This is a genomic window from Sphingomonas abietis, assembly GCF_027625475.1.
Classification (GTDB): Bacteria; Pseudomonadota; Alphaproteobacteria; order Sphingomonadales; family Sphingomonadaceae; genus Solisphingomonas; species Solisphingomonas abietis.
Genome location: NZ_CP115174.1, coordinates 267,190 through 279,888 on the forward strand (window position 1 = coordinate 267,190; position 12,699 = coordinate 279,888).

Annotated in this window: 8 protein-coding genes; 4 read left to right on the plus strand and 4 right to left on the minus strand. The window is 67.1% G+C overall.

The features are described from left to right. The first annotated feature begins 153 nt into the window (after positions 1-153). Positions 154-1,020 carry an alpha/beta fold hydrolase gene (locus PBT88_RS01355; RefSeq protein ID WP_270077468.1) on the plus strand — a complete coding sequence of 289 codons (867 nt, stop codon included), beginning with the start codon at positions 154-156 and terminating at the stop codon, positions 1,018-1,020. Between the two features lie 106 nt (positions 1,021-1,126). Here the strand turns inward: PBT88_RS01355 and PBT88_RS01360 are convergent, their stop codons facing one another. The 4 genes from PBT88_RS01360 to PBT88_RS01375 are packed head-to-tail and all read right to left on the minus strand — an operon-like array spanning position 1,127 to position 6,647. Continuing rightward, entirely contained in the window at positions 1,127-2,200 is a 1,074-nt protein-coding gene (locus PBT88_RS01360) for a hypothetical protein (RefSeq protein WP_270077469.1), read from the minus strand. After that, positions 2,200-5,160 carry a TonB-dependent receptor domain-containing protein gene (locus tag PBT88_RS01365; RefSeq protein ID WP_270077470.1) on the minus strand — a complete coding sequence of 987 codons (2,961 nt, stop codon included), beginning with the start codon at positions 5,158-5,160 and terminating at the stop codon, positions 2,200-2,202. Before PBT88_RS01365 ends, PBT88_RS01360 begins: the two co-directional genes overlap by 1 nt. Positions 5,161-5,185: 25 nt before the next feature. After that, positions 5,186-6,187 (minus strand): FecR family protein, encoded by a 1,002-nt coding sequence (locus PBT88_RS01370; RefSeq protein ID WP_270077471.1) that lies wholly within the window; start codon positions 6,185-6,187, stop codon positions 5,186-5,188. After that, entirely contained in the window at positions 6,132-6,647 is a 516-nt protein-coding gene (locus PBT88_RS01375) for an RNA polymerase sigma factor (RefSeq protein ID WP_270077472.1), read from the minus strand. Before PBT88_RS01375 ends, PBT88_RS01370 begins: the two co-directional genes overlap by 56 nt. A 265-nt stretch (positions 6,648-6,912) precedes the next feature. Here PBT88_RS01375 and PBT88_RS01380 point away from each other — a divergent pair, with 265 nt between their 5' ends. The 3 genes from PBT88_RS01380 to PBT88_RS01390 all read left to right on the plus strand — a co-directional run bounded on the left by PBT88_RS01380 (position 6,913) and on the right by PBT88_RS01390 (position 12,501). Then, the gene (locus PBT88_RS01380; RefSeq protein WP_270077473.1) at positions 6,913-9,762 is read left to right on the plus strand and encodes a TonB-dependent receptor; all 2,850 of its coding nucleotides are present in this window, start codon (positions 6,913-6,915) and stop codon (positions 9,760-9,762) included. A gap of 67 nt (positions 9,763-9,829) precedes the next feature. Beyond that, complete coding sequence (locus PBT88_RS01385) at positions 9,830-11,041, plus strand: histidine-type phosphatase (protein WP_270077474.1); 1,212 nt, start codon at positions 9,830-9,832, stop codon at positions 11,039-11,041. Positions 11,042-11,163: 122 nt separating this feature from the next. Then, positions 11,164-12,501 (plus strand): M20/M25/M40 family metallo-hydrolase, encoded by a 1,338-nt coding sequence (locus PBT88_RS01390; protein ID WP_270077475.1) that lies wholly within the window; start codon positions 11,164-11,166, stop codon positions 12,499-12,501. The last annotated feature ends 198 nt before the right edge of the window (positions 12,502-12,699 follow it).

The window sequence follows — 12,699 nt, forward strand, 5'->3', positions numbered from 1 at the left end:
AGGATTTCGCACGCAGCGGGTCGTCCATTTCATGATAGGCTGGCGTCGCCGTCCACAACGCGATTCTCCATCGTCGGCGACCAGGCTGACGGGCCTGGAGTGTGGTCTTGTGGCGGCCCGTACTCGCTTGAGCCGCTTACAAGGAGACGTGACATGCCGATCCACACCACGCGTGACGGAACCCAGATCTACTATCGCGATTGGGGCAAGGGCCGGCCGGTCGTGTTCAGCCATGGCTGGCCGCTGACGGGCGATGCCTGGGAGGGACAGATGATGTTCCTGCGCGCCCACGGCTTTCGTGCCATCGCGCACGATCGGCGCGGCAATGGCCGCTCCGATCAGCCCGATTTCGGCAATGACGTCGATACATGGGCGGACGATCTCGCCGGCCTGATCGAGCATCTCGATCTCGAGCAGGTCGTCCTCGTCGGCCATTCGACGGGCGGTGGCGAGGTCGCACGCTACATCAGCCGGCACGGCAGCGGCCGCGTCGCCAAGGTCGTGCTGCTGGATTCGATCGTGCCGCGGATGCTGCAGGCCCCCGACAACCCGGCCGGCGTTCCCATCGAGGGGATCGACCAGATCCGGGCCGGTACGCTCGCCAACCGGTCGCAATTCTTCCAGGATGTCGCGATGCCCTTTTTCGGCGCCAACCGAGAAGGCTCGAAGGTCACGCAGGGGATGCGTGACCTGTTCTGGTTCCAGGGCCTGCAGGGTGGGCTGCTCGCGGAATATGAGACATCCTATAGCTGGGAGATCGATTATACCGAGGATGCGCGCCGCATCGACGTGCCGACGCTGGTGATCCATGGCGACGACGATCAGATCGTGCCGATCGACGCCGGCGGCCGGCGCGCGGCCGAGATCATCCCGAATGCCCGCCTGATCGTCTATCCGGGCGGCAATCACGGCATCGCGATCACCGATCCCGATCGGGTCAACGCCGATCTGCTCGCATTTCTGAACGAGGCGGCGCCGACGCCGGCGGCGGAGCAGGCCGCGGAGCCGGCGACGGCATGATGCGGCGGTGACATGCGGCGGGGTGTGCGCTTCGGCGTCGTGCCCCGCCTGTCCGCTCCCGATAGGCCGCATAAGCCGGCGATCGGCGGGCTCATTCTCGGGTCGATCATTCGCGATCGGCCCGGCCACAGGGCGGGTGTGTCCGGAACATTTTTCGCAACAGGCGGTCACGCTCGGCAGGCGTGGCCGAAAACATCCGATCCGCGCCGAGATAAGCCAGTGCGACATGGCGATAGCAGAGCCGGTAGTCGGCGGCGGTGGCGGCGCCGAAGCCATATCGACCGGCGTCGGCGGCCAGCGCCCGATCCGCCCCCGCGATCGCGGCATCGGCAAATATCCAGTTCTGGTCCGACAGGTGATGGATCAGGCATTCGGGCGTGATCGTCACGGGATATAGCCGTGCGTCGACACTGGCCACCAACGCCGCCGCCCCGAGCCATGCGGCCAAAAGGGCGGGATCGACGCCGTGGGCGCAGGCCTGCACCATCACCTGCGATGGAGGAAATCCGCGCCGCATCGCTTCGGCGAGCCCCAGGATGTGATGGGCACCGGTTCCTGCGACAGGGATTTCCGGGGTCAACATGCCGTCGGCCCGCCATTGCAGGGTGAGCGCCTTGGCCCAGTCGTGCCACAGCGCCGCCGTGACGATCTGGTCTTCATCGATGCCGGTTGCGTGGGATTGCCGGGCATATAGCCCGATCTGCGCACGGGCACTGGCGATGTTGAAGGCGACATGGAGGGCGAGGCCGCCCGGCCAGCTGTGATGCGATACGCCATCGCCACCGGCGGCCAGCAGATCCGGCGACGGCAGCCGGGGGCAGGGAGTCCCGGCGTCGCGGAGCGGCGGGAACAGCCCCTGGCTCGCCGCCGCATCGGACAGCGACGCATCGATCCAGCCGTGCGCGCGCAGGCTGTCGATAATGCCGTGCTCGCGCGTCGCATCCATGCCGATCCGGTGCCGGATGCAATCGTCCGGATCGAAGAGGGCGGCGATCGTCGCGCGGCGCAGGGCGGGATCGCGCACATTCTCTGCCGATGCGCGCACCCGGCCGATCGCGTCGCGCACCAGCGGCGAGGAGCGCGCGATCGCGGCCATGCGCTGCTGCGGATCGGGCGGTGTCGCGTGCCCCGCACCGGCCGCCAGCAGAAGAGTGAAGGCGAAACGGAGAAATCGTGTCATCACCAGGCCCGATCGAAGCGCATACCGATGAGCCGGCCGCTCACCACGGTTTCAGGAACGGCATCGCTGGAGCGGCCGAGCGTCGCGCGATAGGCGATGTCGTCGAGCGCGTTGCGGACCATCAGGCGCAGCGTCGTGCGCGCATCGAACGCGTAAGCGATGCTGAGATCGAGACGGCGCGATGGACGCACCCAATCGTCGATCGCGCTCCCGTTGAGCGAGGCGCCGGCGCCCAGGGACGTGCCGTAGAGACCATATTGCTGCACATAGGCGCCGACGAAATCGAGCGCGGCATCCGCCGAGAGCCGATCGCGCGCATAGGCCAGTCGCAAGGTGGCCGCGTGTCCGGGGGCATATTGGGCGCGCTCGACCGGATCGAGAAGCGGGACATCGAGATGGACCCGGCTACGGAGCAGCGTCGCCTCGCCCCCCAGGCTCCAGCCGCGCAGTAGCGGCGTGAGCGATGCGAGCGGCCAATGGACGGTGAACTCCAGCCCGGTGATGTTCGCAGACCCGCCATTATGCGGTTCGGTCACTTCGACGCTGCCTTCGCCTTCGCTCGTGCCGCCGATCAGGCTGGCGCTGCCCATGTCGTAGAGATAATGGTCGAGATGCTTGGCAAAAGCGGAGAAAGAGGCCGACGCGCCGGCAGCGCCGCGCCACTCCACGGCCCAATCCGCATTATCGGCGTCGACCGCCTTGAGCCGGGGATTGCCCTGCTCGACGATCCGGTCGCCATCCGTCTCCAGGGTGACGCTGGTTCCGCCGGACAGCTGGTAGTCGGCGGGTTGCGACTGGCTGCGCCACAGCCCGGCACGTAGCGTGAATCCCGGCAACGGGCGCCAGCGGGCGAGGATGCTGGGTAGGATCGCCCGATAGCTGCGGGCGCTCCGATTCCAGCCATAGTCGATCCCGTCGAGGGCGACGCCGTTATTGCCGGATATCCAATAGATATTCGCGATATGGACCAGTTGCATCCGGATGCCGGGTTCGACCTCCAGCGCCTGGTTTCCCAGCCGCGCCATGCCGTGGATCGCGATACGCCGCTCATGCCCGAAGATGGTGGCGCCGTTGATGTCGTCGGCGCTGAGCGGCGCCGCCGTCGCCCCGGCAAACGCCGTCGCCAGCCGGTCGTCGTCGATCAGCGGCACGGGATAATCGTAGGTTCCGGGCAGCAAGGTACGGATGCTGCCGCTGGTCAGGCCGGTTTGGCCCAGCGTGGTGTCGGCCGGATAGGTATTGGGATAGCTCAGATTGACCAGCGATTGCGAACGGCGGGATCGCACGAACTCGATGCCGCCATCCAGCGATCGCAAGGGGCCGAGATCGAGCGTGCGGCTGAGCGCGATGTCACCGCCCAGTCGCCTGTCCTGGCTATGCTGGACCTGCCTCTCCCCTTCGTCGTGAACCGGGAAGGTGAGGGCCCTGCCCAGCAGCGCTTCATCCTGGGGGGTGAGGACAGGCATCGGGAAGCGGCCGTTCGGCGCGACCGAAAGCCCGCCGGAGAGGCCGCTGGCCTGAGGACTCCAGAAGGAGATTTCGAGATGGTCCGGCCGCCCGGTGTCGCCGGATGCCGCGAATGCCCTGGCGACGATATCGGTGCGATCGCCGCGCCAGTGCGCACCGATTTGGCCAAGCGCGAGACGCGACGATTCCGGATTCGTCTCGAACCAGTAATGCAGTTCGGATTTCACGCTCTGCGTGCGGTAGAGGCCACCGCCGATCGGGATATGCGCGAGATAGCTCGCATCGCGTCCGCCCTGAAAGCCGATCTGGAAGACATCCTGTCGGGTATGCTCGTCCGCATAGCTGAACTTCGCGAACAGGCTGAGCCGATCGGTCGCCCGGACATCGACGGCGCCATGCAGCGTGATGTCCCGGCTCGCCCCCCGCGTGATCTGCGCGTTGACCGAGGTCAGCATCAGGTTGCGGGCCGGGTCGAGGCCGGGGGCGCTGTTCCCCGCCGCATCGGTGACGGCATATTCGAGATTGCCGGATTGATAGGTCTGCTCGGCATTCGTAAAGGCCCGGCGGGCATAATCGGCCCCGATCGTCACCGCCAGCTGGTCGTCGGCGAAGAGCCCGGCGAAGGTGAACCCCGCGCCGATGCTGGCGGCATCCTGCCGATAGTAGAGCGCGCGCTGATCGAGCGCGGCCAGGCCGTGGACGTGAAGCCCCCGTATCGCCGGATCACGCGGATCCGGCCCGCTGATGTCGATCACCCCGGCATCGGCATCGCCGGCATGATCGGGGCCGAGCATCTTGACCACCGATATGCGGGTGAACCCGTCCGCCGGCAGCAGGCCCAATTCGGTGCCACGACTGTAAGGAAGGCTCTGGGGCAGGGCGATGCCGTCGATGCGGGTTTCGATATAGCCGCCGTTCAGGCCGCGCAGCGCGATGAAGTCGCCTTCGGCGCGGGCGGCGTGATCGATGCCGCCCATGCTGCCCTCCAGCGAGGTAGAGAGGGTGAGCACCCCCGGCAGCCGTCCCAGCGCCTCGGCCGCGGTGCGATCGGGCAGGCGACGGATATCGGCGGCACTGAGCGTCGATTGCAACGACAGGCTGCTTGCCGCCGCCAGCGGCGGATCGGCATCGGGCGTCGCCGAGACGAGGATCGGCTGGTCGCTATGCGTCGCGCCCGGAAGCGGCCGCAATGCCCCGCGGATCGCGAGGTGGGGAGCCCCGGAAGCGTGCGGAACGAGCATCAGCGCGCCGCCCGGCGCCTGCACGATCCGCAGCGGCGTTCCCTGCGTCATCTGCCGCAGGGCGGACGCGAAATCGTCGGCATCGACGGCGTGGGTGCGCAGGCCGGCGACGTTGCCGGGTGCGAACAGGATGTTGCGCCCGGTCTGGCGCGCGAGCGTCAGCAGCGCATCGGGCATCGCCATCGGCGGCAGGTGGATGGCCCGCGCCGTCGCTGATCCTGCAAGGCCGAACAGCATCGCCGTGGCGAGCATGGATCGACCGGCGCGACGGGCGGGATCAGCGATGCCGCCGTACCGCGTAGCCAGCGCCATCGGCCGTCCAGCTGACAGGGTAGAGCGTGGCCAGCGCGGTCAGGAAGCCTTCGACATCGTCGCCGGCGTAGCTCCCGCTCACCGGCAGCCTGCCAAGCTCCGGTTCGGCGAGCCTGATCCGGGGTGCCCCCAGGGACGCAAAGCGCGACACCACCTCCGCAAGGGGGATATCCCTGGCGACGATACGGCCATCGCGCCAGGCCAAGGCATCGTCGGCGTCGACGGTGCTGACGGTCGCATGGTCGCCATGGACATCGATCCGCTGCCCGGGCGACGGCGTGGCGATGAGGGCGCCGGTGGCGGCATCCTCGACCGCGATGCTGCCGCGCGCCAGCAGCACGGACACGCCCTGTCGATCCGAAACCGAAAAGAGCGTGCCGTGGTCCACGGTTCGCACGCCGCCGGCATCGACCACGAACGGGCGCCACGCGTGACGCACGTCGAACGCCACCTCGCCTTGGATCGAGACGGTGCGCGCCAGCGGCGTCGTCCGTATCGCCAGGCGACTGCCCGGCGCGAGCCACGCACGGGTGCCATCGGCGAGCGCGACCATGCGGCGTTCATGCGGCCCGGTCGCGATCGTGGCGCTGTGGATCGACCCGAACCAGAGCAAGGCGGCGGCGACCCCGGCGAGGGCCATGCCGCCGACAGGCATGAGCCGGCCGACGCTCGCCCCGAACGCCCGAGCGCGCCCGGCATCGCGGGTTCGCCCCCGGGCACCGGCGAGCCGGGCGGCGTCCGGCGCCATCGCCCAGGCGCGCTGGACGAGGTCCATCGCGGCGACATGGTCTGGCGCTTCCGACAGCCAGAGACGGAAGGCGGCACGATCGGCGTCGCTGCCGGAGCGGGCACGCTCCATCCATTGCGCGGCCTCGGCGAGCAGGCGGTCGCCGTCGGGGAACCAGCCGCCTTCAGTCATGCCGGGAGCCCAATTGGCGGGCGAGGCGCGCCAGCGATCGTTCGACATGATGGGATACGGCCTTGGGCGTGATGCCGAGCCGCAACGCGGCCTCCTTGTGACTCAGTCCCTCGACCCGGACGAGCAGGAAAGCATCGCGCGCGACCGGGCCCAGTTCCTGGATGGCCTTCGCGACATGCGCGAGTTCCTGCCGCCCGCTCAGGGTGCGTTCGGGATCGGCGCCTTCGTCACGGATCAGCATATCATCGACCGTGACATGCTCTTCGGCCATGCGGACATTTTTCCTGCGATGATGGTCTATCAGGAGGTTAGACGCGATCCTGACGAGAAATCCCCGCCAGCTGCGGACATCCTCCTGCGGCGGCGCGGACAGGACGCGCAGATAGACGTCCTGAACGAAATCCTCGACGTCCTCGGACGGGCCGATCCGGCGCCGGAGATAGGCGCGCAAGGCGGGCTCATGATCGGTAACGTCGGGCGGAGCATGATCGGATGCGCGCCCGGGCACATCGGCACCCGCGCGTGTGCGCCTGCCATCGCTATCCATTTCAAGCTCCAGCAAACCCACGAATGTCCGCCCGCTAGAGGCCAGCGATTGCATGATTGTGACGATATCCGTCGCGCCCTGAAAGGCGCGCCAATTAGCCGCGCATCCGTGTCACTTCCGTGACGAAAACGACGGAATCTTTTTGCGGGGAAACGCCGAAATCGCCGCGTCTGATCCTGCGAGGGGCGGCCAATCCGGCCGGCTTCGCGAAGACAAGGGACTGACGATGCGTATCGCAACATCGAGGGGACTGCTGCTGGCCGGCACCATGGTCGGCGGCATGATGATGGGAGCGCCGGGTCGGGCCGCGCAGGCGACCGATGCACCTGCCATCGACGCGACCGCGGTGGCCGATCCGGCGCTGGCCAAGCCGGCAGCCGCCGCAGCGCCGTCCGAGTCCGCCAACGCTGCCGTGGTCGGTGCGGATGCCATCGTGGTGGTCGGCACGCAGGCAGGCGCCCGCGATCTGCAATTCTCGTCGAACCAGCCGATCGCGGTGCTGTCCGAGGACGATCTGCGCCACACCGCCGTCCACAACGTCGCCGAGGCGCTCGGCCTGCTGCCCGGCGTCAACGTGATGAACACCGGCAACAGCTTCATCGGCGGCGTCGACGGCGCATCGCGTGGCGAGGGCCAATATGTCTCGATCCGCGGCCTCAACGCCGAATATAACGTCAACATGATCAATGGCGTCGAAGTGGCGCAGGGCGAGCCCTATAGCCGCCAGGTCCAGCTCAGCCTGCTGCCGCCGAGCGGCCTCAACACCATCGTCCTCAACAAATCCTCGACCGCCGCGATGGACGGCGATGCGATCGGCGGCACCGTCGATTTCCGCACGCCCAACGCCTTCGACTATCACCAGCCTTTCTATGCGAGCGTCACCGCGACCGGCCGGCTGGAATCGCGCGCCCGCGATTATGGCGACAGCGGCCTCGGCGGCGGGGCGGCAGCGGAACTGGCCAAGCGTTTCGGCGGCGACGGCCAGTTCGGCGTCTATGTCAGCGGCTATTATGACGAGCGTCACTATGCCAACAGCGAATTGCGCGGCGCGGTTTCGGCATTGAACGACGGCGGCTGGGGCTATCTGGTCGAAGACGCCAACGGCAACAGCTATCCCGGCATCGACCCTGAGAAGAATGCCACCCAGACCGGCATCGACGTCGGCATCTCGGATGGCTCCAGCAAGCGCTACGGCGGCAACATCTCGCTCGACTGGCACCCGGACGACGACACCAAAATCTATCTGCGCGGCACCTATGCCCGCGACAAGACCCAGCAGAATTCGACGCTCAGCCAATATAGCAGCTCGGGCAAGAGCTATGACCAGATCGCCGGCACCGATCGCTATGCGCTGGATGTCACCGGCATCTCGACCCGCCTCTATTATGAGACCAACCCGGAAGACGACGAGCTCGATACCGCGTCGTTCGGCGGCAGCAAGAAGATCGGCCAGTGGACGATCGCGCCCGAGGCCTTCTTCAGCTATGGGCGCAACTCGCGGCCGAACCACATCGAGGCCTCGGCCCGCGTCAACCAGCAGGACGATTATAACAACGGCCAGCTCGAGCCGCTGGGCGGCCTGTCGATCGGCTACACCAACAATTTCCCGCAGCCGCTCTACACCTCCGCCATCTACGACGATCTCAACGATGCCGGCAGCCGCCTGCTCGCCCGCCGTGCCGGCGAGGTGACGGACAGCGAGAGCAGCCAGACCAAATATGGCGGCCGCCTCGATCTGAGCCGGGATTTCTCGGATGTCAGCAGCATCCTCCAGTCGATCTCCTTCGGCGGCAAGATCAGTACCAGCTCACGTCACGTCACCAGCCGGGACTGGACCAATGATCAATTCGCGAACCTGCTGGGCCATGGCGGAGAAACCTGGGACTCGCTTGGTCTGACCGACGGCAGCTACGCCCATGTCTTCCCCGGCCAGTATGAATGGTCGATCCCCAAGATCGACAAGCAGAAATTGTTCGATTATTATAATCAGTACAAGACCGATGCCAGCCTGGACACCTGCGGCAGCCTGGCCATCAACAACTATAATTGCGATACGCAGCGCGGCTCGGAGACCGTCTATGCCGGATATGCCTCGGCCGACCTCCAGATCGGGGACGTGCAGGTCATTCCCGGCATCCGTTTCGAACATACCGACATCCACAATGTCTATTGGGTGATGAACGCGGATGCGTCCGGCGAACTGCCGGGTGCGTTCCAGTCGAACGACACCCATTACAACGCGCTGCTGCCCAGCCTGTTCGTCAATTACCGGCCGTCCTCGACGCTCGTCACGCGCGCCGACATCTGGACCTCCTATACGCGCCCGTCCTTCTTCCAGCTCGGCGGCGGTGCCAGCGAGAGCGTGGGGGACGACGGCAACGTCACCATCACGCAGGGCAATCCCAACCTGAAGCCGATCCGTGCGATCAACACCGATATCTCGGGCGAGTGGAAATTTGCGCGCGCCGGCTATGCGATGCTCGGCGCCTATTACAAGCATCTCGACAATTACCTCTATGATGCGGGCGCCGGCCGGGAAAATTCGGCGAGCAGCGCCGGCGCGAACAACGTGTTCATCAACACGCCCGAAAATGGCGGCAGCGGCCATGTCGTCGGTCTCGAAATGCAGTTCCGTAAGCAGTTCGTGGAGCTGCCCGGCCTGCTCGGCGGCCTGGGCGTCAATATCGATTTCACGCGCCAGTGGACGCGGGTGAACACCGGAACGCTCGGCGACAAGCCGATCCAAAACGCGCCGAACATCCTCTCCAATGCCCAGATCTTCTACGAGAAGGGCGGCTTCTCGTTCGACATGATCTATCATTATCGCGGCAGCTATGTGGAGAGCTACGACTATCTCGGCCAGTCGAGCTGGGACGATCGGTGGGTGCGGCCGACGACGAGCGTCGATCTGCATGTCGGCTATGATTTCGGCCATGGCCTGAAGGCGGACCTGTCGATCGCCAACCTGTTCGACAACTACACCTATTGGGCGCATGTCGGGAAGAACTCGCTGGCGATCTCCGATGTGGTGGATTCCGGCCGCACCGGCCTGATGACGGTCAAATACAGCTTCTGAACCCATGAGCGCGGCAGTCCGGGCGGGCTGCCGCGCGCTTTGTCTCGAAATCGGGAAAGGATGGCCGATGCGCCTCTGGCTTGGCGGGCTGTCGATGCTCATGGCGTTGGCGGCCGGGATATCGGCCACCGCTGCCGAACCTCGCTATCGGGTGGACCGCGTCGTGATGCTGATCCGGCACGGTGTCCGCGCGCCGCTGGATGGCGAGGCGGCGGCGGCGAAGCTGGCATCGCGGCCCTTCCCGCGATGGTCGACCCGGCAGGGCTTTCTCACGCCCCATGGTGCGGCCGCGCTGCGGTTGATCGGCGCCTATGACCGAAGCCGGCTGATCGGGCAGGGCATCCTTGCCAAGACCGGCTGCCCCGCCGGCGGCTCGGTGTCGATCTGGGCCAACACCACCGAACGGACGATCGCGAGCGGCCATGCCCTGGCGGACGGGCTGGCGCCCGGCTGCGGGCTGCCGGTTCGCCATCGCCCCGACGGGCAGATGGATCCGCTGTTCGATGCCATCGAATCCGGCCAGGTGCCGCTGGATGCACCGCGCGCGGTCCTATCGATCAACCGCGAGTTGCAGGATGGCCGGGCATTGATGCGCGGCCAGCGGCCGGCCTTCGCCACCATGGCGCATATCCTCGGATGCGACCGAGGCCCGCGCCCGTGCCGGCTGGCGGCGATGCCGAACCGGATCGAGGTCGGCCCCGATGGCAAGGGCATCCGGCTCGGTGGCCCGATCAATCTGGCCTCGGGCACGGCGCAGGTGTTCCTGATGCAATATGCCGAGGGTTTGCCGATGGCCGAGGTCGGGTGGGGGCGGGCGACGGCGCCGCGCATCGCGCAGATATCCAGCCTCCACGCCAAAATGTTCGATGTCTATGCGCGCTCGCATGCCATGGCGCCCCGGGTGGGCGGCCTGCTCGCCCGCCGGATATGCGCGGCACTCGCGGCGCCGACCGGCCCGAAGCTGACTGTCTTTGTGGGGCACGACAATAATATCGCGGCCGTCACGGCGCTGCTCGGGGTGGATTTCAGGATTGCGGGTTATGGCGCGAACGATCCGCCGCCCGGCGGGGCCGTGGTGTTCGAGCGGTTGCGGGACGTCGCGACCGGCCGGCATTCCGTGAGACTGGTGTATATCGCGCAGACCCCCGACCAGATGCGCCGTCTCACCCGTTTCGGCGCACAGGCGCGACCGGTGCTTCTGACGCTGCACATGCGCGCCTGCAAAAGCGATATTTGCGACCTGCGGAGGGCGGGGGCGGCTCTGCAGTCGTCGATGTGACTGCGCACCCGCGGGCGGCGGTGCCGCGTCGGACAGGGCAGGGTTCGCGAACGCCCCCTGCAGCGGGGAAGGGTGTCTTATCGGGGGTTGCGGATGCGCTGGGCGTGCAACACACAAGTGCCATGAAACATCTGCTCCCCGCCCTCCTTCTCGCCGCATCGGGCGCCGTCGCGGCGTCTGCGGCCACGCCGGTGCCCGCGCCGGACCCCGTGGCGCTCCGCGCCACGGTCGCCCGGCTGGTCGATTTCGGGACGCGGCATACGCTGTCCACGACGACCGACCCGGTTCGCGGGGTCGGCGCTGCCCGCCGCTGGATTGCCGGGCGTTTTGCGGAGATCGGCCAGGGCTGTGGCGATTGCCTGGCGATCGAGACGGTGGGCACCGACACCGCCGGCCCGCGCGCGCCTGCCGGCGTCCGCGTGGAGGATGTGATCGCGGTGCAGAAAGGCACCGGCGATCCCGACCGCGTCGTGATCGTGCAGGCGCATATCGACAGTCGCGTCAACGATGTGATGGATGCCGTCACCGATGCGCCCGGCGCCAATGATGATGCTTCGGGCGTGGCGTTGGTGATGGAATCCGCCCGCTTGCTGTCCCGCCAGCATTTTGCCGGGACGATCGTCTATGCGGTGCTGACCGGCGAGGAGCAGGGGTTGTGGGGCGGCAAGCTGCTGGCGGACACCGCCAAGGCACGCGGCTGGAAGGTCGCGGCGGTGCTCAACAACGATATCGTCGGCAACACCCACGGCATCGGCGGCGAGCATGTCGATGATCGGGTCCGGGTGTTCAGCGAAGGCGTCGAGGCGGCGGCCGACGAGGCCGGCGTCAAGCGGCAGCGCGCGATCGGCGGCGAAGACGATTCCCCCTCGCGCGCGCTGGCGAAAGCGATCGTGCGCCTGGGCGATACCCATAAGGAGATCGGGCTGGACGTGATCGCGATCCGCCGCCCCGATCGTTTCCAGCGGGGCGGCGATCACATGCCCTTTCTGGAGGCGGGCTATCCGGCGGTGCGGTTCACCGAAGCGACCGAGAATTATGATCGCCAGCATCAGACCGTCCGTTCCGAAAACGGCCGCCAATATGGCGACACGATCGCCTTCGTGGATTTCCCCTATCTGGCGCGGGTGACGGCGCTCAATATTGCCGCGCTGCGCGAACTGGCGAGTGCGCCGGCGGCCCCGGCCGGGGTTTCGATCGCGGGCGCGCTCAGCGATGATACCCATGTCGCCTGGCAGGCGGTGCCCGGCGCCGCGGGATACCGCATTCGCTGGCGCCGCGCCGACGGCTTCGCCTGGACCGACTATCGCGACGTCGCGGCCTCCGCCACATCGCTCGATCTCGCCCACATCAACATCGACGACCATTTCTTCGGCGTATCGGCGCTCGCTCCCGCCGGCGCGGAGAGCCTCGTGACCTTCGCCGGAGTGCCACCACGTCCGGCCCCGCCAGCCGCCAAGTGAAAGCGACCGGGACGGGGCGCCCGGTTCCTGATCGCCCGCCGGCCATCCGGAAATATCGTATATAGTAGACACTGCCTGATCTTCGCGGCAGGATGGCGGTTCGAAGCGAGGAAGAGTGCCGCTGATGACATTGACCGCCGGCTCTCCCGTGGCAATCGCATGGTGGGCTCGCGGTCGATCGGACGCGACGGCAGCACC

Bases quoted from the DNA above. Each gene is read 5' to 3' on its own strand.
- PBT88_RS01370 (WP_270077471.1), bottom strand. From the start codon at position 6,187: ATGTCGAACGATCGCTGGCGCGCCTCGCCCGCCAATTGGGCTCCCGGC.
- PBT88_RS01390 (WP_270077475.1), top strand. From the start codon at position 11,164: ATGAAACATCTGCTCCCCGCCCTCCTTCTCGCCGCATCGGGCGCCGTC.
- PBT88_RS01360 (WP_270077469.1), bottom strand. From the start codon at position 2,200: ATGACACGATTTCTCCGTTTCGCCTTCACTCTTCTGCTGGCGGCCGGT.
- PBT88_RS01380 (WP_270077473.1), top strand. From the start codon at position 6,913: ATGCGTATCGCAACATCGAGGGGACTGCTGCTGGCCGGCACCATGGTC.
- PBT88_RS01355 (WP_270077468.1), top strand. From the start codon at position 154: ATGCCGATCCACACCACGCGTGACGGAACCCAGATCTACTATCGCGAT.
- PBT88_RS01365 (WP_270077470.1), bottom strand. From the start codon at position 5,160: ATGCTCGCCACGGCGATGCTGTTCGGCCTTGCAGGATCAGCGACGGCG.
- PBT88_RS01385 (WP_270077474.1), top strand. From the start codon at position 9,830: ATGCGCCTCTGGCTTGGCGGGCTGTCGATGCTCATGGCGTTGGCGGCC.